Origin of the sequence: Bifidobacterium hominis (assembly GCF_040095915.1) — a bacterium.
Classification (GTDB): Bacteria; Actinomycetota; Actinomycetes; order Actinomycetales; family Bifidobacteriaceae; genus Bifidobacterium; species Bifidobacterium hominis.
In genome coordinates, this window is sequence record NZ_JBBMFR010000002.1 from 160,568 (window position 1) to 182,029 (window position 21,462).

The window sequence follows — 21,462 nt, forward strand, 5'->3', positions numbered from 1 at the left end:
AAAGTAATGAGCGACTCTGCGAACTCCATGAAGGATCTGCCAGAGACCGGCATCACCCCAGGAGGCACCACTGGTGCTTTCCGAGACGTGTTATCCAAAGATCATGCGCGTCGAGGCAAGCCGCCGATGCATTTTGCGGATATGACCGAGGAAGAGCGTATCGCTAAAGCCAAGGATCTTGGACTTCCGAAATTCAGGGTCAAGCAGCTTGCCAATCATTATTACGGGCATTTCGATGTCAACGCGGAGGAATTCTCCGACTTCCCAGCAACGAAACGAGTCGAGGCCGCGAAGGTGTTTTTCCCGACGCTCATTACCGAAGTGACTCGTCAAGTGGCTGATGAGGGCACCACTATCAAAACGTTGTGGCGCCTGTTCGACGGTTCGCTTATTGAGTCCGTGCTCATGCGCTATCCCACACGCACCACGTTGTGCATCTCCAGTCAGGTCGGTTGCGGCATGGGATGCCCCTTCTGCGCTACGGGCCAATTGGGTCTGACTCGAAACATGTCGGCAGGCGAGATTGTGGAACAGGTCCGTGTGGCCGCGAAAGCCATGCGTGACGGAGAAGTTGCGGGTGGGCCCGGACGCCTGAGCAACATTGTATTCATGGGCATGGGAGAGCCCATGGGCAACTATAAGTCGGTATTGAGCGCTGTTCGTCAGATCAGTTCCATGCCGCCCGAGGGTTTCGGTATTTCGGCACGTAACATTACCGTCTCCACGGTCGGCGTGGTACCTGGTATTAAAAAACTTACGGCTGAGGGTATTCCGGTGCGTCTGGCCGTGTCTTTGCACGCTCCGAGCGATGAACTGCGAGATGAGCTTGTTCCAATGAACAAACGTTTCAACACCACGCAGGTGCTTGACGCCGCACACGACTACTATCTGGCTTCGAAGCGCCGCGTGAGCATCGAATATGCTCTGATGCGTGGCATCAACGATCAGGCCGAACATGCCAAGTTGCTCGCTAAACGCCTGAACCATTACGGTGATAATTGGGTTCACGTCAACCCGATTCCGCTTAATCCTATCGAAGGGTCGAAATGGACCGCTTCGAAGCCTGAGGATGAACAACAGTTTCTTGACATTCTTCACAAGGCTGGCATCACCGCTACGTTGAGAGATACGCGCGGGCAGGACATCGATGGCGCATGCGGGCAGCTTGCGGCTAAAGAACGCGATTAGCTGTCAAGGAAAGAAGCTGTTTTGTCCGCTACCCGGACTTCCGACAGACATGCGTAACGTAAAACGGTTACTCTTACATTCGTTGCACGATACCATGCGCGAAGGAGTAAAACAGCATGTCACTGGCAGTCCGAGTCATTCCATGTCTTGATGTTGATGCGGGAAGAGTAGTCAAAGGCGTGCATTTCGAAAATCTTCGCGATGCCGGCGACCCGGTCGAGCTTGCCGCGGAATACTACCGCCAAGGAGCCGACGAGCTGACCTTCCTCGATGTGACCGCGTCAAGTTCGCATCGACAGACCATGGTCGATGTGGTAAGTCGAACCGCCGAACAGATTTTCATTCCTCTGACTGTCGGCGGAGGCGTGCGTGCTCCTGAAGATGTTGATTCACTGCTGCGTTGTGGAGCCGACAAGGTAGGCGTCAATACCGCTGCCATCAACGATCCGACACTGATCAGCCGTGTCGCGGAACGTTTCGGCAACCAGGTGCTCGTATTGTCCGTTGACGCGCGTCGTGAGCAGGGGGAGCGCCATACTCAGTCTGGTTTCGAAGTCACCACCATGGGAGGACGTAAGTCCACGGGCATTGACGCCATTTGGTGGGTCAAGCGTGCCCAGGAGCTGGGAGCGGGAGAGATTCTGCTGAATTCCATGGACGCAGACGGCACTCAGCAGGGTTTCGACCTTGAAATGATTAAAGCTGTGCGCAAGGAAGTGAAGATTCCGATCATTGCTTCCGGCGGTGCTGGAAAGGCTTCTGATTTTCCTCCGGCAATCGAAGCTGGTGCGGATGCCGTTCTTGCCGCGTCGATCTTCCATTACGGCAAAGTTACGATCGGTGAAGTCAAGAACGCGATCAAAGCCGCCGGCTACATCGTGCGTTGAAGGCCGAAAATAGCAAAAACAAGCGAACATTAATCAATAATCGAAGAAACGAACCATACCATCACCATGACCAACGAAGCATACGACAACAGCACTACTCTCGATCCACGAATTGCAGAACGTCTCAAGCGTGACGACAAAGGACTGGTGGCAGCTGTCATCCAGCAGTTCGACACCAAAGAGGTGCTGATGGTCGGATATATGAACGATGAAGCCGTACGCCGCACCTTGACAACCGGCCGCGTTACTTTCTGGTCGAGGTCCAGGCAGGAGTACTGGCGTAAGGGAGATACTTCCGGACATGCCCAATATGTGAAGTCTTTCGCGCTGGATTGCGATGGTGATGCCATTCTTATTGAAGTTGACCAAGTAGGAGCGGCTTGCCATACCGGCAAACGATCCTGCTTCGAGGAAGGCGGGCAGTTGCCCGTGGTCGTGGGATATCGCACCAAGGAACAGGAGGGCCAGCGATGAGCGAATGCAGCGTACAAGCACTCAAGTGGGGCGCCACCTGGCCGAGACGTGAACAGTTCCACGAGTTGGCGGACCAGGGATATCGCGTCATTCCGATTGTACGTCGCCTTCTTGCTGACTCCTTGACGCCAGTCGGCTTCTATGAGCGACTTGCTGCTGGACGTTCTGGCACGTTTATTCTCGAATCCGCGGAATTCGGCGGTACGTGGAGCAGATACAGTTTCATTGGCGTGAATTCCATGGCTCAGTTGCGTTCCAACAACGGTAAGGCCGATTGGTTGGGGCGGGTTCCTGCTGGCGTGCCTGCTGAAGGCGATGCAATGGAAGTCGCGCATGCCGCGCTGAAAACCTTGAAGGCGCCGCATGTTGAAGGACTTCCGAATCTGACCAGCGGTCTGGTTGGTACCGTTGGCTGGGATGCGATTCGCCACTGGGAGCCGACCCTGCGTGCCGAGGCTCCGAACGAGACCGGGCAGCCTGAAATGGTGTTGGCCCTAGCCACAGATATTGCCGTGGTCGACCATGTGTCCGGATCGGTGTGGTTGATCGCCAACGCGGTGAATGTGGACGACCGCCCGACCCGTGCCGACGCCGCATATGATGAGGCTGTGTCGCGATTGGACGATATGCAGCGAAAGGTTGCCACGCCTGTCGAAGGTGAAGCTCGCGTCAACGTGCTGGATGAGACCGTTAGCCAGCCGGAACTTCGCTTCCGCACGGAGAAAAGCGATTACGAGCGCTCTATCGAAATCGCCAAGCAGCATATTATCGACGGTGACGTGTTCCAGGTGGTTATTTCCCAGCGTCTCGACATTGATTCGCCTGCCGATCCGTTCGACGTCTACCGTGTGTTGCGTACGTTGAACCCCAGTCCTTACATGTATTTCATGTCGCTGACTGACGCGCAGGGACGTGATTTCAATGTCATCGGTTCCAGCCCGGAAACACTGATCAAAGTGGATAACGGTCATGCCATGACCTTCCCGATCGCGGGTTCCAGACCACGTGGCGCCACCGTTGAGGAAGACGAGCAGCTCGCCAAGGATCTGCTGTCTGATCCGAAGGAACGCAGCGAACACATCATGCTCGTCGATTTGTCGCGTAACGATCTGAGTCGCGTATGCCTTCCGGAAAGCGTGGAGGTTGTTTCCTTGATGGACATCAAGCGATTCAGCCACATCATGCATATCTGCTCGACCGTCACCGGCAGGGTCAACCCCGACATGACATCATTCGACGTGTTCACTTCTGCATTTCCTGCGGGAACGCTTTCTGGAGCGCCGAAACCGCGTGCCATCGAGATCATCGACGAGCTTGAGCCCGCAGATCGTGGCATTTACGGCGGTACTGTCGGTTATTTCGATTTTTCGGGCAACCTCGATATGGCAATTGCCATTCGAACTGCATTCATCCGCGACCATGAAGCGAGCGTGCAGGCCGGAGCTGGAATTGTACTTGATTCCGTGCCGGCCAGTGAGTGGCAGGAGACTCGCAATAAGGCCGAAGCCAGCGTTGAGGCTGTTCAGATCGCCTCGCAGCTTCGCCAATTGTGAGTCAAACCAAACAAGCTAACTAATCGAGTCAATTGCTGAAAGGAACACTATGTCTGTACTCGATGAGCTGGTTACAGGAGCAGTTGAAGATCAACAAGCACGCGAACAGAAAATCCCTCTTGATGAAGTAAAGCGTCAGGCGTTTGCCGCGCCAGCGCCTATTGATGCGCGGCAATGGCTGAAAAAGACCGACGGCATTCCGGTCATCGCGGAAATCAAAAGAGCCTCGCCATCGAAAGGCCTCCTGAGCGATATTCCCGATCCAGCCGCTTTGGCCAGAGAATACGAGAAGGGCGGAGCCAGCGCGATTTCCGTGCTTACCGAGGGACGTCGCTTTTTGGGATCGCTAGATGATTTCGATAAAGTTCGTGCAGCTGTGAAAATCCCGGTATTGCGTAAGGATTTCATCGTCACGGAATATCAGATTTGGGAAGCGCGTGCGCACGGTGCCGATCTGGTGCTATTGATCGTCGCCGCGTTGGACGACGGCAAGCTCAAGTCCTTGCTTGAGCTTGCACATAGTCTCAATATGACGGTGCTGGTCGAAACGCATACCCGTGAGGAAATCCAGCGTGCCATTGATGCGGGAGCGCGAGTCATCGGCATCAACGCGCGGAATCTCAAGGACCTCAAGGTCGATGTGAACAAATACAACGAGCTGGCCGCTGATTTGCCGAACGATGTGATCCGTGTAGCGGAATCCGGAGTGTTCGGTTCGGTTGAGCTGGAGGATTATGCCCGCGCCGGAGCCGACGCGGTGCTGGTTGGCGAAGGTGTCGCAACCGCAGCCAACCATGAGCAGGCTGTGGAGCGACTGGTAAAGGCAGGAGCAAGAGTGAAAGCATCCGAACAAACCCCATTGGCAAGTCACGAAGGACCATATTTCGGCCAATTCGGCGGACGTTACGTGCCGGAAGCGCTGATCACGGCGCTTGACGAGCTTGAACGCGTCTATGAGGAAGCCAAGGCCGATCCGGAGTTCCATAAGGAGCTGGCACGACTGAACCAGCAGTATGTTGGACGTCCATCACCGTTGACTGACGCTCCGCGTTTCGCCGAGCGTCTCAAAGAAAAAACCGGTCTCGACGCGCGTGTGTTCCTCAAGCGTGAGGATCTCAACCATACCGGCGCGCACAAGATCAACAATGCGCTTGGGCAGGCTCTGCTGGTCAAGCGCATGGGGAAGACCCGTGTCATCGCTGAAACCGGCGCGGGACAGCATGGTGTGGCCACCGCTACGGTGTGCGCCATGCTCGGATTGAAGTGCCGCATCTACATGGGTCAGATCGATGCGCGTCGTCAGGCGCTTAATGTCGCTCGCATGCGCATGCTCGGTGCCGAGGTGGTGGAAGTCACTTTGGGAGATCGCATTCTCAAGGACGCCATCAATGAGGCTTTGCGAGACTGGGTCACCAACGTCAAAGACACGCACTACCTGCTTGGCACGGTCGCAGGTCCACATCCGTTCCCGGCAATGGTGCGCGACTTCCAGAAGATCATCGGCGAGGAAGCCAAGCAGCAGCTTCAGGATTGGTACGGCATCGACCATCCGGATGCGGTTTGCGCATGCGTCGGCGGCGGTTCCAACGCCATCGGCATCATGAACGCTTTCCTTGATGACGAACGCGTGAATCTGTACGGCTACGAGGCGGGCGGAAATGGCCCCGAATCCGGGCGTCATGCCATTCGTTTCGCTCCGGGAACCGGCGAACTGGGCATGTTCCAAGGTGCCAAGAGCTATCTTCTCGAGAATTCCGAAGGCCAGACCCTCGACACGTATTCCATCTCCGCCGGTTTGGATTACGCATCCGTCGGCCCGGAACACGCATGGCTCAAAGAAATCGGACGCGTCAACTATTCCTGGGCAACCGATGAGGAAGCGATGAGCGCTTTCAAGGATCTGTGCGAAACCGAAGGCATCATTCCGGCGATTGAAAGCTCTCATGCAGTTGCTGGCGCATACAAGGCAGCTGAGGATCTCAAGGCCAAGGGATACGAGCACCCAGTCATGATCATCAACATTTCCGGTCGTGGAGATAAGGACATGAACACCGCTGGCAAATGGTTCGGTTATTTGACCGATGAACAGGCCAAGGCGCTCGAAGCCAACGGCGCCCAAGGCAACAACGCGGACAGCAAGTGAAAGAAGGAGCATCCCATTATGACGCACGCAACAGCAACCACGCTGTCCGGACAGCCGCTCGGCATCAGCCACAAGTCGAGTCCGTCGGAAGCCATGTTCGATGAGTTCGAAGCCGCGAACAAGCCCGCATTCATCGGCTATCTGCCATATGGATTCCCGAACCCGGACTATTCGCTGAAGGCATTCCGCACCATGGTCGAGCATGGCGTCGATGCCGTTGAAATCGGCCTGCCGTATTCCGATCCGGTCATGGATGGTTCCGTCATCCAGGCCGCTTCACAAATCGCCATCGACAATGGAGAGAAAATCGCGGACGTGTTCAGGGCCGTTGAGACCGTGGCCAATGCCGGGGGAGTTCCGTTGGTGATGAGCTACTGGAATCTCATCTACCATTATGGCGTCGAACGTTTCGCGCGTGATTTCGAGAACGCCGGTGGCGCTGGCCTGATTACCCCCGACCTCATTCCGGATGAGGCTGGCGAATGGATCGAAGCTTCAGACCGTCACGGACTTGACCGAATCTTCCTCGTGTCGCCGGATTCCACAGACAGTCGTTTGAAGGTCGTTTCCGACAATGCTCGCGGTTTCGTCTATGCAGCCGCCCGTATGGGCGTCACCGGTGAACGTTCCACCATTGACGCTTCGCCTGAGGAGTTGGTGGCACGCACGCGCAATGCCGGTGCGAAGAACGTCTGCGTCGGCATTGGCGTCTCCACCGCCGAACAAGGTGCGCGAGTCGGCTCCTATGCCGACGGTGTCATCGTCGGATCCGCGTTGGTGCATACCATGCTCGACGAATCCGGAAAGAACGCCGTCGACGAGGCCACCGGGCTCAAGGCATTGGCGGTCAAGGCCGAAGAACTTGCGGACGGCATTCACAACGCACGCTCCGCGAAGTAAACCATTCCAACGATTTCGGTAGTCCACGCAACGCCATATCGGATGCGTGGACTACCATCAGGAAACCATGACACTTGCATACATTCCATCGCCAACGATTTCACAGTTTTCCATCGGCCCTGTAACGATTCACATCTATGCGTTATGCATTCTGTTGGGAATTGTGCTGGCGGTATGGATAACCGCCACACGATGGAAGAAGTTGGGCGGTAATTTCGATCAGGTTCTTGACATCACTTTGGTCAGCGTCCCCGCCGGTATCGTGGGTGCCCGAATCTATCACATCATCACCACGCCCGAACGTTTCTTCGGGCCGAATGGCGATTGGGCGGAGATGTTCCGCATCTGGAATGGCGGACTTGGCATCTGGGGCGGAGTGCTGCTTGGAGCGTTGGCCGCATGGGCTTGGTGCAGACACAAGCATTATCCAATGGCCTTGCTGGCCGACGCCATCGCCCCGGGATTGTTGGTAGCACAGGCTGTTGGGCGTTTGGGCAACTGGTTCAATCAGGAGCTGTATGGCGCGCCGACGACTTTCCCATGGGGCCTGAAGCTCAATATGGAAGGCACTGCTATCGGGCACAGCGAGCAATGCTACGACGGGTCTACATGCCCAAGCGGAACACTGTTCCATCCAACCTTCCTGTATGAGATGATTTGGAATCTCATCGGAGCCGCAATCATCGTGTACATCGGATCCAAGGCCATGAAAAAGCTTAAAGCCGGATCCCTATTTACCGTGTACATCATGTGGTACACGTTGGGACGTACTTGGATCGAATCCCTGCGCATCGATTATGCGCATGAGTTCTTGGGCGTGCGCATCAACGTGTGGGTTTCCATGGCGGTGTTCGTGCTTGGCGTGGTGGCGTTCATCGTCGTGCAGCAGATGGGCAAGGACACTGACCTGTTGGCGGAGAAGCTTCGTACCGTCACTGAAATCGAGCAACGTCTCGAAAACAGTGGGGCGGAAGAATCCGCCGATCATGCAGCGACTCTTTCAGAGCAAACTGCGGATGAAATCGAAACCAACGATACCGAAACCGTCTCGAATACCGACAAACAGTCCGACATCAAGTAACAGCAAGTCGATTACCTTTCATAGAATGAGAGCCATGACTATTCAAATCGCACCAAGCATCCTGTCCGCCGATTTCTGCAACCTTGAGCGTGACCTCAAGGCCATTTCCAATGCGGATCTCGTTCACGTCGACGTGATGGATCATCATTTCGTCCCGAATCTGACTTTGGGCGAGCCGATCGTGGCTCGTATCTGCGAAGTCACCGATCTTCCGGTTGACGTGCATCTGATGATTGAGGATCCGGATCGTTGGGCACCTGAGTACGCCAAGCTGGGCGCCGCATCCGTGAGCTTCCATATGGGTGCCACCCATGCTCCGGTGCGTCTGGCACGCCAGTTGCGCGAAATGGGTTGCAAAGCCTGCTTCGCGGTACGTCCGGCTGAACCTGTCGAGCCGATTTTCGATATTCTCGACGAATTCGACATGATTTTGATCATGACCGTCGAACCCGGCTTCGGTGGCCAGAAGTTCCTCGACAACCAGATGTCCAAGGTGCGTCGCTTGCGTGACGAAATTACCCGCCGTGGTCTTGCCACCAAGATTCAGGTCGATGGCGGTGTCAGTCCGAAGACTGCCCATATCGTAGCTGAAGCGGGTGCTGATGTGTTGGTCGCGGGTTCCGCTGTGTACGGCGCTGAGAATCCTGCGGAAGCCATTGATTCCATTCGCGAGAAGGCTGAAGCCGCATTCAAGGCCTGACCTTCCATCAATTTTTTGAGGATAGACAAGAACAATGAAGACTTTTGAATCCCTTTTTGCCGAATTAAGCGAGAAGGCCGCTTCCAAGCAGGCCGGCTCGCTAACCGTTGACGAACTGGGCAAGGGCACGCATTTCATCGGCAAGAAGATCGTCGAAGAAGCGGGCGAGACCTGGATCGCAGCTGAATACGAAGGCGCCGATCGTACCGCGGAGGAGATGAGCCAGCTCATCTACCACCTGCAGGTCATGATGATCGACCGTGGCATCACACTCGAAGACATCTACAAGAATCTGTGAGTTTTTGGCCATGCCGCAGAAGGCATGGCCTTTTTTGGGAGGAAAAATGCTGAGAATCGCCGTGCCTAACAAGGGCATGTTGTCTGAACCTGCATGGAACATGCTGGCCGAAGCTGGCTATCGTCTGAGGAGCAATCCGCGTCAGCTGGTCGTAGAGGATTCCGACAATGACGTGGAGTTGTTCTATCTGCGTCCACTCGATATCGCCGTCTACGTTGGACGCGGTACCATCGACGTCGGCGTCACCGGCCATGATCTGTTGCTCAACTCCGGAACGGACGCCAAAGAGCACATGGAACTTGGCTTCGGCGCATCGACATTCCGTTTCGCGGCCCCGAATGATTCCCCTATCAGCACGCTTGAAGACATCGAAGGCAAGCGTGTCGCCACCAGTTTCGACAAGCTTGTGCATGATTATCTGGTCGAGCATGGCATCAACGCCGAAACCGTGCATCTTGACGGTGCCGTCGAATCGTCGGTGCAGCTTGGAGTGGCGGATTTGATCGCCGACGTTGTGTCCACGGGCACCACGCTCCGCAATGCCGGCTTGCGTATTTTCGCGGAGCCGTTGCTGCATTCCGAAGCCGTGCTCATTCGCTCTCCGCGTCTCGCTGAGAACGACGACCGCCTGACGATTCTCAGCCGCCGACTGCAGGGTGTGATTACCGCCCAACGCTACGTGCTCATGGATTACGACATTCCAGTCGAGAAGGTTTCCGCCGCTGTGGCCATCACGCCGGGCTTTGAGAGCCCGACCGTTTCCCCACTGCATGACAAACAGTGGGCGGCCGTGCGCGTTGTCGTGCCAAAGGCCAAGGTCAACCAACTGATGGACCAATTGTATGAAGTTGGTGCCCGTGGCATAATTGTCACCGCCTTGCAGGCCTCGAGAATGTAATGTTGCTCGAAGTATGAGCAAACTGATTATCAAAAAGCAATACAGTCCGGAACCGCGGGATATTTATTTCACGGTTCCGAACCTTATTAGCCTGTTGCGAATCATTTCGATTCCTTTCATCTCGGTATTGGTCTCTCGCCATGAGATGGTGCTTGCGTTGGTCGTGCTTGCGCTTTCGGCGGTATCTGACGGTTTGGATGGTCTTATTGCAAGGTCGTTCAATCAAGTGAGCAAGATCGGGCAGATTCTCGACCCCATTGCCGATCGTCTGCTGATTTTCTGTAGCATCCTCGCGTTGGGCGTCGCCGACATCATTCCATGGTGGATGCTGATCATCGTTGGATTGCGCGATTTGATTATGGCGATTCTCGTGTTGGTATTAGCTCAGCATGATTATGGTCCGTTGCCCGTGCATTTTGTGGGCAAAGCAGGCACTGCCATGCTGATGATTGCTATTGTCGCTTTGATCTTTGCGGATATCTGGTCTAATTCCGCTACGGATACATTGCATTTATGCGGTCTTGCCACCGGCATATGGGGCGTAGGATTGTACTGGCTTGCCGGCTATATTTACATACGTCAGGGAATCCAGCTGCTGGAAAACGATAAGGATTAGCGCACATGATGCATGATGCTCCGGAACGTGCGTCGTTTCCGGTGTCTCCGGAGAATACGCCCACGAAGCGGCGCGCCGTTTTTTCGGCGTCTTTCGCTGGGCTGACCTCACATCATGTGCAGCCCGACACTGTTGCATCCACTTCACGAAGAGGGCGGAATCTGGACGATGATTCGCTGCGGCTCATCGACGACCTGACCAACCGTCCGATGGATGTGATGTATACGGATTCGAGACTGGCCACCAAAACACCGTCGATGTTTTCGGTCTGGTTTACCCGTGTGTTGGTGTTTCTCATCTGCATTGCCGTGGGCACGGCAGGCAGCGTATTCGTTCGTCAGTTGAGCACCGACCCCCGTAAGGAGGTGCGTAAGCAACTGTCAAGCCAGTTGGCTGAGCAAACAAAAAACGTCGAAACTCTCACCAAAGACGTCAATGCGCTGCGTGCCCAAGTTGAAGAAGAATCGAAATCCGTGTCGAACTGGTCATTGAACCAGACCATACAGGATGACGAAATGGTCAATGGCATACTTCCCGTGCAAGGCGAAGGCATCACGCTCACCATCGCCAATCCGCTGTCCGTGAGCGGTGACAACGCGGATTCGTCGCTGCCAAGAGAAAACGGCAGTCAGGTTCGCGTCGTCACAGATTCGGATCTGCAGGTGCTCGTCTCGCTACTCTGGCAGGCCGGAGCGGAAGCGATCGCCATCAACGGATACCGTCTCGGCGTGCAGACTTCCATACGAACGGCTGGAACGACGATTCTCATCGGAGTCAATTCCGTGCAAAGTCCGTATCGCATCGAGGCAATCGGCAATTCCAACGTTCTTGCCAATACGGTGAGCAAGAAAACACAACAACGTTTATACGATGATTTCAAAGAAGCGGGCATCTATCCGCAAGTGAGCAAAAACAAATCGATTACACTGGAAGCGGCGGTGACTGGCGAAGTGACATATGCAAGGAAGGTCAAGTAATGGCAGCGGTCTTGGGACTTATCATTGGCGTGGTCATTGGCGTGTTCGTCCGGCCGGACATTCCCATTGCCCTTCAGCCGTATCTGCCGATTATGGTTCTGGCCGCGCTCGATGCGCTGCTTGGTGCCGCACGAGCCTATTTCCAGCGCAGCTTTTCCGATAAGGTCTTTGTGATCTCCTTCTTTTCGAACGTCATCACCGCAACATTGCTGGTTTTCTTGGGAAACCAGCTTGGCGTTGGTTCCCAGTTGCAGACCGCCGTCATTGTCGTGCTCGGCATTCGAATCTTCACCAATGTGTCGACCATCCGACGTTTCATCTTCAAAGGATGACGTGATATGAGCAGACGTGACGATGACAACAAGGACGTGCTCTCCAAAATTCACGAGCAGATCGTTAAGGACCAGAACAACGACAGCACCCAGACCGGATCATTCCCAGTGGTCAGGCGCAAGCCGAAGCGGATTTCGCTGAACGCGAAGGCCACTCGCGCCCGTCTGTACTCCAGCGTGCTTGTAACCATACTTTGCGCGTTGCTCGGCTTTAGCTATGCCATTCAGTTGAACAACACAACGTCCACATATGAGACGATGAGCGAGGACGAACTAACCAAACTCATCAGTGAAACCAGCGCGCAGGTCCAAAAGCTTGAGCAGCGCAAAAGTGAGCTGTCCAGTCAGCTTGACTCGCTGAAGGACACAGCCGACAAGAACGAAAAGGCGGCGGAAATCGCCAAACAGAATGCCGAATCGAATGGAATTCTTTCCGGACGTCTGCCGGTATCTGGAGAAGGCGTGGTCATCCGTATTTCCAAAGGATCAAAGCAGGATATTGATGCGTCGATTCTGTTCACGTTACTTGAAGAATTGCGAAATAGCGGTGCGGAGGTCATTGAAATCAACGATATTCGTGTGATTACCAGTACGTATATCAGCGATTCCGCAGACGGTCTCAACTGCGATGATACGAATATTGAGGCGCCATTCATCATCAAGGCGATAGGGGATAGCAACAATCTGCAGAACGCCGTCAATCTTGCGGGCGGTGTCGGTTCACGTTTGAAGGTGAAGTATGGCTCCACCGTGTCGATTGTGCCTTCCGACAAGGTGGAAATCACGTCGACGCGAAGCGCGCCGCAGTACACTTATGCGCATGTCGTCGAATAACGCCTTAAGTAGCGTTTTCTTTTGGCCGGTCCTAAAAATAGTTGCGTTGTAGCGTGCCGTTCACCTTTTCAGCGTGCCGATGTCTGCCCTCAACCCTATCTTGTTCATCGTTGACATACAGTCCAGGCCTGCACATTAGTAACGCGGACCCCGATAGCAAAGGACAACCCATGGCTGAACAGACCATCTCCATCACACTCAACGGCGAAGCGAAGGAGGTGGCAGCAGACCAGACTGGCGTCCAGCTCTTTGCAGAAGACAAGAACATCATCGCGGTGCGCATTAACGGCGAACCTCGCGATCTGTATACCGAACTGCATGACGGCGATGTTGTGGAACCAATTGCGCTTGATAGCGAAGACGGTTTGGCCATTATGCGCCACTCCGCGACCCACGTCATGGCACAGGCCGTGCAGGAGATCCGCCCGGACGCCAAGCTTGGTGTCGGCCCGGTCATCAAAGATGGTTTCTACTACGATTTCGATGTTGAGACTCCGTTCACTCCTGACGATCTCAAAGAGATCGAAAAGCGCATGCAGCGCATCATCAAGTCGTCCCAGTCCTTCCGTCGCCGCGTGGTGACCGAAGAGGAGGCTTTGGCGGAAGAAGCTGATCAGCCGTACAAGCTAGAGCTGATCAAAGATAAGGAAGCCCACCTCGATCCGGAGGCCGCCACTGAAATCAGCGGCAAGGAACTGAGCTTCTACGATAATGTCGACCGTGACGGCAATGTGGTTTGGAAGGACCTGTGCCGCGGCCCGCACCTACCGAACACCCGCTATATCAAGGCGTTCAAGATCGAGCGTTCCGCAGCCGCATATTGGCGTGGCAGCGAAGCCAATCCGATGCTGCAGCGCATTTATGGTGCGGCTTTCGCCACCAAAGAAGATCTCAAGACCTATCAGACTCGTCTTGAGGAGGCCGCCAAGCGCGACCACCGCAAGCTTGGTGCGGAAATGGATCTGTTCTCCTTCCCGGATGAGATCGGTCCGGGCCTGGCTGTGTTCCATCCGAAGGGCGCTGCCGTGATCAACGCGATGGAGGATTACTCCCGCGAAATGCATCGCAAGCACCACTATAGCTTCGTGCAGACTCCGCACATCACCAAGGGCGGTCTGTACGAGACTTCCGGCCACCTGCATTGGTATAAGGATAGCATGTATCCCGCAATGCGTCTGGATGAGGAAAAAGACGAGAACGGCAACGTCGTCAAGCAGGGCTTCGACTACTACCTGAAGCCAATGAACTGCCCGATGCACAACCTGATTTTCAAGTCCCGCCAGCGTTCCTACCGCGAGCTGCCATTGCGCCTGTTCGAATTCGGCACGGTGTATCGCTATGAGAAGTCCGGCGAGGTTCATGGTCTGACCCGCGTGCGTGGCTTGACTCAGGATGATTCCCACATCTACTGCACCCGCGAGCAGATGAAGGACGAGTTGAAGAGCTTGCTGACCTTCGTGCTTGGCCTATTGAAGGACTTCGGTCTGGATGACTTCTATCTGGAGCTGTCTACCAAGGATCCGCACAAGTACGTCGGTTCTGACGAGATCTGGGAGGAAGCCACCAATACGCTGGCCGAAGTCGCCAAGGAATCCGGCCTTGAGCTGGTTGACGATCCGTGCGGCGCAGCCTTCTACGGTCCGAAGATTTCCGTGCAGGCCCGTGATGCCATCGGCCGTACCTGGCAGGTGTCCACCATCCAGCTTGATTTCAACCTTCCGGAACGTTTCGGCTTGGAATACATCGCTGCGGACGGCACCCACCAGCGTCCGGTGATGATCCACCGTGCGCTGTTCGGCTCCATTGAACGCTTCTTCGCCGTGCTTCTTGAGCATTACGCCGGCGCTTTCCCGGCATGGCTCGCTCCGGTTCAGGTGCTTGGTGTGCCGGTTGCCGATGAATTCGCTCCGCACCTGCAGAAGTTCATCGCCAGCCTCGAAGAAGAAACGGTTCGTTGCGAAATCGACATGTCCGACGATCGTTTCGGCAAGAAGATCCGCAACGCGTCCAAGTCCAAGGTTCCGTTCATCCTCATCGTTGGCGAGGAAGACATGAACAACAATGCGGTGAGTTTCCGCTTCCGTGATGGCAGCCAGCTGAACGGCGTGCCGGTCGATGAAGCCAAGACGCAGATCATGACCGTGCTCAAGAAGCGCGTGCAGGTCAACGACGTCGACGACTTCAAGGCCGCCATCGCAGACTGAGCCGATTCGCTTGCATTCAGTCTTATAAGATCATGGATCATATAAGGGCGCACGAGCATCATATTGACGCTTGCGCGCCCTTTTTGTTTTCCGAGAAACAGGAATCCGCATGTTAGAACATCTTCGTGCACCATTCAAAAAACTCATAGAACCGCTTGCCAAAGCGTTGATATCCATTGGTTTGACCGCAAATGCGGTGACGGTCATAGGCACCATCGGAACCATTGTGGTTGCCTTCGTCGCCGGCATCACAGGATGGCTTTTCGCGGGAGCCGTAGTACTTACATTGCTGGTGCTGGCCGATTCCCTGGACGGTTCGATCGCGAAGCTGACCACGGGAGGCACTCAGTTCGGCGCTTTTTTGGATTCCACGTTGGATCGTATCGCCGATTGGGCGTTGCTTGCCGGAGTAATAGTCTTCTTCATCTTGCACGCCGATTGGTGGTATGACATCAGCCAGTCAAGCCCGGATTACATCAGTTGGGTTGGTGTTGGCGCGGCCATGGTGTCGATGATGACGTCGTTTGTGACGTCGTATGCGCGTGCCCGTGCGGAATCTGTTGGTTTCGAGGTGAAGAACGGCATCGCAACACGCGCCGACAGACTGGTCATCATTTTGGTGGGCATGGCGATCACTGGGCTGACGCATCACGGCTTATGGTTGGCCATTGGCATGGTATTGCTTGCGGTTTTGGGTGTGGCCACAGTGTTCCAGCGTATTCTCGAAGCGCGTCGACAGATGACTGCCGGCCATAGGACATATCAGCCATAACTGCCTGCAAACGGCGAATGTTGACGCGCCTGACAACCGTATGTCAGGCGCTTTGTCTTAGAACCGCTTTAGAATCGTTTCGTTTGAAACATCCGCAACCTGCCTAGGAGCATTATGTCAGGTCATTCCAAGTGGGCGACCACCAAGCACAAGAAGGCCGCCATCGACGCGAAGCGTGGCAAGCTGTTCGCCAAGCTGATCAAGAACATCGAGATTGCAGCACGTATGGGTGGTGGTGATCCTGACGGCAACCCGTCCCTGTACGACGCCATCTACAAGGCCAAGAAGGCTTCCATGCCTGCCGATAACATCAAGCGCGCTGTCAAGCGTGGTTCTGGTGAAGAGGCCGGCGGTGCCAACTACGAAGATATCGTCTATGAGGGCTATGCTCCCGCAGGCGTCGGTCTGATCATCGAGTGCCTTACCGACAACCGCAATCGTGCGGCCGCTGAAGTGCGTTCCACCCTGACCAAGGGCAATGGTTCCTTGGCTACCTCCGGTTCCGTGAGCTTCAACTTCGAGCGCAAGGGCCAGATCATCGTTCCTGCCGAAGGCGTTGATTTCGACGATCTGTTCGAAAAGGCCGCTGAAGCTGGTGCCGAGGATGTGACCGAAGATGGCGATGTGTTCACCGTTGTCACCGATCCTTCCGAAATGATCGATGTTCGTAAGGCTCTGCAGGATGCTGGTTTCGATTACGATTCCGCTGATCTGGTCATGATGCCGAAGAACGAGGTTGAATTGACTCTTGAGGATGCTCAGAAGGTGTCCAAGCTCATCGACAACCTCGACGATTTGGACGATGTGCAGAACATCTACTCCAACTGGACCGCTTCCGATGAGGTCATGGCTCAGCTTGACGAGGAGTAATCGAGCGTGATTATTCTTGGCGTCGACCCCGGGCTGACTCGCTGCGGGGTCGGCGTGATCGAAGCCGGCGCATACCGCCGGCTTTCTTTTATTCATGTGGATGTGGTGCGGTCCGATCCGAAAATGTCACAGGATTTGCGCCTGTTGGCCATATACAATGGTTTGGTTGAAAAAATAGAACGGTTTGCGCCGGATGCCGTGTCCATTGAACGTGTGTTCGCACAAGAGAACCGCAACACCGTGTTGGGGACCGCGCAGGCGGCCGGGCTGGCCATGTTGGCTGCAGCCCAGCGTGGCATTCCCGTTGCCCTGCATACGCCGACTGAATCGAAAATGGCGATCACTGGCAACGGCAAGGCCGAAAAGATTCAGATGGAACGTATGGTCGCCCGTATTCTGGGGCTGAATACCCTGCCCAAACCTGCTGACGCGGCCGACGCCTTGGCCATTGCGATTTGCCATGCCCTTCGTCCTGCGGGTGCGCTGCAAGGAGGCGAACGTGAACAGCATCTCACTGATGCGCAACGTCAATGGGCGCTTGCCTCGCAGAATGCGGCCCGGCAGCGTGGCGTCCGCAGAGGAATGTAGACTATCGAACAAATGTTCTATAGTTGTTTATGGGAGGTGACGGCATGATAGGCATGCTGCATGGCCAAGTCGATTCCATTGACGCGGCTTCGTCGATCATTGAGGTCGGGGGAGTTGGCTATGAGACCAGGATGCCTTCGGCAGATCTGGCTTCCATGCACGCCGGTCAAACGGTGAAGGTGTACACGTCGTTGAACGTTTCGCAGGATGCGATCACGCTGTATGGCTTTTCCTCGCTCGCATCGAAACGTATGTTCCTGCAATTGCAGAAGGTCAGTGGCATTGGCCCGAAGGTTGCCCTTTCCTTGCTTTCGACGTTGCCTCCGGAACGTTTGGCGAGAGCCGTGGCGGACGGCGATGCCACTGCGCTGGCGAAAGCGCCAGGATTAGGTAAAAAAGGTGCGCAAAAAATCATCCTTGAGCTTAAAGGGTCCATTGACCTTAGCCAGATTGAAGGCGCTTCTCCTGAAACACGTTCCACGGAAGATACTGGTTCGGAACAGGTGGTGGAAGGCCTGATGTCTCTTGGATGGCGTCAACAGGATGCCGTTCATGCCGTGCAAGACGTCTGCGAGAGCAACCATATCGATATTCCACTGGGAGACGATGACGTGCCTCGTGTGCTCAAACTCGCGTTGGCGTCCCTTGATCGAGGTAGGTGAATCGCACCATCATGACGAACGACTCTGCATTCGACCAGCCGAATACTGGTGCCAACGAGGAATCACTCCGCATGGTTTCCTCATCGCCCGTCGGCAACGAGACGGTGAGCGATGAGGAACTGCGACCCCATGTTCTTGACGGTTTCATCGGACAGCCAAGGCTCAAGGCGCAGCTGCAGCTATTTTTGGATGCTGCCCGCAAGCGCGACGTTCCTCCAGATCATATTCTTTTGGCGGGGCCTCCGGGCTTGGGCAAGACCACGTTGGCTATGATTGTTGCCAACGAGCTTGGAGTGCCGATCAGAGTCACTTCCGGTCCGGCCATTCAACATGCCGGCGATCTGGCTTCCATTCTGAGTTCTTTGGATGCCGGGGAAGTGCTCTTCATCGACGAGATCCATCGCCTTCCACGTGCGGCCGAGGAATTGTTGTATATAGCCATGGAGGATTTTCGTGTTGACGTAATGGTCGGCAAAGGACCGGGCGCTTCCTCCATTCCTCTTACTCTGCCGCGGTTTACGGTGATCGGTGCCACCACTCGTGAAGGCATGCTGCCATCGCCGTTGAGGGCTCGTTTCGGTTTCACCGCGCATCTCGACTTTTATCCGCATGAGGAGCTTGAAAAGCTTATCGAACGATCTTCGGCTATGCTCGGCATCCATCTCGAGGACGGCGCTGCGCATCAGCTTGCCATGCGTTCGAGGGGTACACCGCGTATCGCCAACCGACTGCTTCGCCGCGTAAGGGATTGGGCAATCGTGCATGATCTGGAAACCGTGCATCCAGATGATGTCAAGGAGGCTTTGGCGTTGTACCAGATCGACACTGAAGGTCTGGACCGCTTGGATATCGCGGTGCTAAAAGCCATTGTCACCAATTTCAACGGAGGGCCGGTCGGACTGAACAATCTGTCGGCCATGGTCGGCGAGGAATCGGAAACCGTGGAAACGGTTTGCGAGCCGTATTTGGTTCGTGAGGGGTTCCTTGTGCGCACGCCGAAGGGACGTGTGGCGACACGTAAGGCATGGGAACATCTCGGTTTGGTGCCTGACGAATCTCAGGTTGATGTCAGCAATCTAGCCTAGACTCGTTGTCTTGGACATAGGGTCCCGTTTGAGCGTCCACCTCAAGGAGTTGTGCTTTGGATTACATTTTTCTCATCGTCATCGTTGTCGCCATGTTTGGCATGATGTTCTGGCAGTCCAAGAAGGCTAAGCAGCAGCAGGCCGAGCGACAGGATTTTCGTGCCAATCTTCAGCCCGGCACCGAGGTCATCACCATCGGCGGCGTGATCGGCAAGGTTGTTTCCGTTGATACCGAATACGAGGAGATCGTCATCGATTCCGAAGGTTCCCAGATTCGTTTCGGCTTCAACGCCATCAGCCGTGAATACGTGCGTCCCGCATATGTGCATGATGACGAGGTCGATGAGAACGGCAACCCGCTTCCCGTCGATTCTGCAGATGAAGATCAGGTTGCTCAGGAGCCGATTGAGGGTGAGATCGAAGCGGTACAGACTGAGACCGAACAGAAGAACAGCTGACAGCATATAAAAAGATATCGGCGAGAATCTCATTTTTGGGATTTTCGCCGTTCTTTTTCGCGTCGAAATCCTATAATGCAAAGTGCCGCATATTGAAGGAGAAGGAAACTACCGCCATGGCATCAACGGATATCACCGTTTCCGGTTTAAGCAGGGTCGGAGCTGAAAACGCCGAGTACCTCATTTCTAAAATTCGCACGATTCCCGGTTTCCCAAAAGAAGGCATTCTTTTCCGTGATTTCATGCCGGTATTGGCTGATGCTCGTGCCTTTGGCGTTCTTCTGGACGCTCTTGAGGCCGCGCTGCCAGTGGATCCCAATGACTTCGACGCCGTTGCGGGTCTTGAAGCGCGAGGTTTCTTATTTGGTCCTGCATTGGCCGCGCGTCTTGGCAAAGGATTTATCGCCGTGCGCAAGGCGGGTAAGCTTCCGCCTGAGACTGTGTCGCAGCATTATGATCTTGAATATGGCCAGGCTGCCGTGGAAATCGAAACCAGCGCCGTGCATGAGGGTGAACGTGTGCTCATCGTTGATGATTTGATCGCCACCGGTGGAACTGCTAATGCAGCCAGTGCGCTGATCGAAAAGTGCGGTGGCAAGGTGTCTGGTTTCAGTTTCGTTATGGAACTTACCGGCATTGACGGCATGAAGTCCCTGCAGGGGTATCCAGCTAGTTCGTTGATCACCATGCCTGCGTGATTTAAGTATATTCTTTGTAAACAACCAATAGCATCAAGGGAAAAGAATCCATGGATCTCTATGAGTACCAGGCTAGGGAACTGCTTGAAGAGCAAGGTATTCCAACGCCTAAGGCAGTGTTCGCGCAGAACTCTCATGAAGTGGCTGAGGCTGCCGAGCAGATTGGTTACCCCAATGTGATCAAGGCTCAGGTGAAGATTGGTCATCGCGGCCAGGCTGGTGGTGTCAGGCTGGCGAAGAATCGCGATGAGGCCATTCTTGCATCCGAAGGCATCCTGCCGATGACCATTCACAAGCACAAGGTTAGCGGTGTGTTGGTGGCCGAGGCAAAGAACATTCTTCACGAGTACTATGTCTCCATTTCTGTGGATCGTTCCTCCCGTGATTTCGATGTGCTTGCTACAGCGAATGGCGGCACCGAGGTTGAGGAGATCGCCAAGGAACATCCGGAATCCGTCAAGCGTCTGCATATTGACGCGCTTGAGGATTTCGACCTCGAAGCGGCTACCAAGATGGCTGAAAGCATTGGCTTCTATCATGCCGATGTTAATCAGGCCGCACAGATCCTGCTGAAGATGTGGCAGTGCTTCAAAGACAATGACGCTACGCTTGTTGAGATCAACCCGCTTGCCAAGATCGGTGATCCGGATGATGAATCGTCCAAGACACTGTGTGCGTTGGACGCCAAGATCTCTTTAGACGACAATGCGGCGTTCCGCCACGATGGTTGGAGTCGGTTCGCAGACCCGGTGCATGTCGATCCGTTCGAGCAGAAGGCACGTGAGCATGGCTTGCATTATGTGCATCTCCAAGGTTCCGTTGGCGTAATCGGCAACGGTGCCGGTTTGGTGATGAGCTCGCTCGACGCCGTTTCCGGTGCCGGTGAGGATCAGGGAACCAATGTCAAGCCCGCAAACTTCCTTGATATCGGTGGCGGCGCGTCTGCCGAAGTGATGTGCAGCAGTCTGGAGATCGTGCTTTCTGATCCGCAGGTAGAATCGGTGCTGGTCAACGTGTATGGTGGCATCACATCCTGCGAACAGGTGGCGAAGGGCATTCTGGAAGCTCTTGACAAGCTTGGCAGCTCTAAGCCTCTGGTGGTCCGTTTCGACGGCAATGCCGCTGCTGAGGGTCTGCGCATTCTTGCCCAAGCCAATCGAGTCAATCTGCATGTCGCACAGACTATGGAAGAGGCCGCACAGCAGGCTGCACGCCTTGCGGCCAACGGCAAGGAGGTTCGCTGA

23 protein-coding genes are annotated in these 21,462 nt (G+C 55.0%); all 23 read left to right on the top strand.

What is annotated here, in order from left to right:
- Positions 1-27 precede the first annotated feature (27 nt).
- Positions 28-1,188: a dual-specificity RNA methyltransferase RlmN gene (gene rlmN, locus WMO36_RS02110; protein ID WP_099571917.1), complete on the top strand. Its 1,161-nt coding sequence runs from the start codon at positions 28-30 to the stop codon at positions 1,186-1,188.
- A 116-nt stretch (positions 1,189-1,304) separates the two neighbouring features.
- A complete protein-coding gene (hisF, locus tag WMO36_RS02115) occupies positions 1,305-2,075 on the top strand; it encodes an imidazole glycerol phosphate synthase subunit HisF (RefSeq protein WP_144171060.1) in 771 nt (256 codons plus the stop codon).
- Positions 2,076-2,141: 66 nt separating this feature from the next.
- Positions 2,142-2,549: a phosphoribosyl-AMP cyclohydrolase gene (hisI, locus tag WMO36_RS02120; protein WP_003834725.1), complete on the top strand. Its 408-nt coding sequence runs from the start codon at positions 2,142-2,144 to the stop codon at positions 2,547-2,549.
- The gene (gene trpE, locus WMO36_RS02125; RefSeq protein ID WP_271724921.1) at positions 2,546-4,102 is read left to right on the top strand and encodes an anthranilate synthase component I; all 1,557 of its coding nucleotides are present in this window, start codon (positions 2,546-2,548) and stop codon (positions 4,100-4,102) included. Before hisI ends, trpE begins: the two co-directional genes overlap by 4 nt.
- Before the next feature lie 49 nt (positions 4,103-4,151).
- Positions 4,152-6,245: a bifunctional indole-3-glycerol phosphate synthase/tryptophan synthase subunit beta gene (locus WMO36_RS02130; protein WP_302147244.1), complete on the top strand. Its 2,094-nt coding sequence runs from the start codon at positions 4,152-4,154 to the stop codon at positions 6,243-6,245.
- Between the two features lie 18 nt (positions 6,246-6,263).
- The gene (trpA, locus tag WMO36_RS02135) at positions 6,264-7,145 is read left to right on the top strand and encodes a tryptophan synthase subunit alpha (protein WP_276340416.1); all 882 of its coding nucleotides are present in this window, start codon (positions 6,264-6,266) and stop codon (positions 7,143-7,145) included.
- 67 nt (positions 7,146-7,212) lie between these two features.
- Positions 7,213-8,226 (top strand): prolipoprotein diacylglyceryl transferase, encoded by a 1,014-nt coding sequence (gene lgt, locus WMO36_RS02140; RefSeq protein ID WP_099595635.1) that lies wholly within the window; start codon positions 7,213-7,215, stop codon positions 8,224-8,226.
- 34 nt (positions 8,227-8,260) lie between these two features.
- Positions 8,261-8,926, top strand: a complete 666-nt coding sequence (rpe, locus tag WMO36_RS02145) for a ribulose-phosphate 3-epimerase (protein WP_033501068.1) — start codon at positions 8,261-8,263, stop codon at positions 8,924-8,926.
- A 34-nt stretch (positions 8,927-8,960) separates the two neighbouring features.
- Complete coding sequence (locus tag WMO36_RS02150; RefSeq protein WP_003834733.1) at positions 8,961-9,224, top strand: phosphoribosyl-ATP diphosphatase; 264 nt, start codon at positions 8,961-8,963, stop codon at positions 9,222-9,224.
- 46 nt (positions 9,225-9,270) lie between these two features.
- On the top strand, positions 9,271-10,122 hold the full coding sequence (gene hisG, locus WMO36_RS02155; RefSeq protein WP_099571879.1) for an ATP phosphoribosyltransferase: 852 nt from the start codon (positions 9,271-9,273) through the stop codon (positions 10,120-10,122).
- A 13-nt stretch (positions 10,123-10,135) separates the two neighbouring features.
- On the top strand, positions 10,136-10,738 hold the full coding sequence (locus WMO36_RS02160) for a CDP-alcohol phosphatidyltransferase family protein (RefSeq protein ID WP_099571878.1): 603 nt from the start codon (positions 10,136-10,138) through the stop codon (positions 10,736-10,738).
- 5 nt (positions 10,739-10,743) lie between these two features.
- On the top strand, positions 10,744-11,715 hold the full coding sequence (locus WMO36_RS02165) for a DUF881 domain-containing protein (protein WP_099571877.1): 972 nt from the start codon (positions 10,744-10,746) through the stop codon (positions 11,713-11,715).
- Positions 11,715-12,047: a small basic family protein gene (locus tag WMO36_RS02170; RefSeq protein WP_099571876.1), complete on the top strand. Its 333-nt coding sequence runs from the start codon at positions 11,715-11,717 to the stop codon at positions 12,045-12,047. Before WMO36_RS02165 ends, WMO36_RS02170 begins: the two co-directional genes overlap by 1 nt.
- A 6-nt stretch (positions 12,048-12,053) precedes the next feature.
- Positions 12,054-12,881: a DUF881 domain-containing protein gene (locus WMO36_RS02175; RefSeq protein ID WP_099571875.1), complete on the top strand. Its 828-nt coding sequence runs from the start codon at positions 12,054-12,056 to the stop codon at positions 12,879-12,881.
- Positions 12,882-13,051: 170 nt separating this feature from the next.
- Positions 13,052-15,085 (top strand): threonine--tRNA ligase, encoded by a 2,034-nt coding sequence (thrS, locus tag WMO36_RS02180; RefSeq protein ID WP_250778524.1) that lies wholly within the window; start codon positions 13,052-13,054, stop codon positions 15,083-15,085.
- A gap of 109 nt (positions 15,086-15,194) precedes the next feature.
- Positions 15,195-15,857: a phosphatidylinositol phosphate synthase gene (gene pgsA / locus WMO36_RS02185; RefSeq protein WP_099595631.1), complete on the top strand. Its 663-nt coding sequence runs from the start codon at positions 15,195-15,197 to the stop codon at positions 15,855-15,857.
- 114 nt (positions 15,858-15,971) lie between these two features.
- Positions 15,972-16,727: a YebC/PmpR family DNA-binding transcriptional regulator gene (locus WMO36_RS02190; protein ID WP_033501075.1), complete on the top strand. Its 756-nt coding sequence runs from the start codon at positions 15,972-15,974 to the stop codon at positions 16,725-16,727.
- A 6-nt stretch (positions 16,728-16,733) separates the two neighbouring features.
- On the top strand, positions 16,734-17,315 hold the full coding sequence (gene ruvC / locus WMO36_RS02195; RefSeq protein ID WP_099571872.1) for a crossover junction endodeoxyribonuclease RuvC: 582 nt from the start codon (positions 16,734-16,736) through the stop codon (positions 17,313-17,315).
- 44 nt (positions 17,316-17,359) lie between these two features.
- Positions 17,360-17,977 carry a Holliday junction branch migration protein RuvA gene (ruvA, locus tag WMO36_RS02200; RefSeq protein ID WP_144165535.1) on the top strand — a complete coding sequence of 206 codons (618 nt, stop codon included), beginning with the start codon at positions 17,360-17,362 and terminating at the stop codon, positions 17,975-17,977.
- Positions 17,978-17,988: 11 nt separating this feature from the next.
- Positions 17,989-19,062, top strand: coding sequence for a Holliday junction branch migration DNA helicase RuvB (gene ruvB, locus WMO36_RS02205; protein WP_099571916.1), 1,074 nt, complete (start codon positions 17,989-17,991; stop codon positions 19,060-19,062).
- Positions 19,063-19,154: 92 nt separating this feature from the next.
- Positions 19,155-19,520, top strand: coding sequence for a preprotein translocase subunit YajC (locus WMO36_RS02210; RefSeq protein ID WP_236824369.1), 366 nt, complete (start codon positions 19,155-19,157; stop codon positions 19,518-19,520).
- A 116-nt stretch (positions 19,521-19,636) separates the two neighbouring features.
- Positions 19,637-20,218: an adenine phosphoribosyltransferase gene (locus WMO36_RS02215; RefSeq protein ID WP_099571870.1), complete on the top strand. Its 582-nt coding sequence runs from the start codon at positions 19,637-19,639 to the stop codon at positions 20,216-20,218.
- A 50-nt stretch (positions 20,219-20,268) separates the two neighbouring features.
- Positions 20,269-21,462, top strand: a complete 1,194-nt coding sequence (sucC, locus tag WMO36_RS02220) for an ADP-forming succinate--CoA ligase subunit beta (RefSeq protein ID WP_099571869.1) — start codon at positions 20,269-20,271, stop codon at positions 21,460-21,462.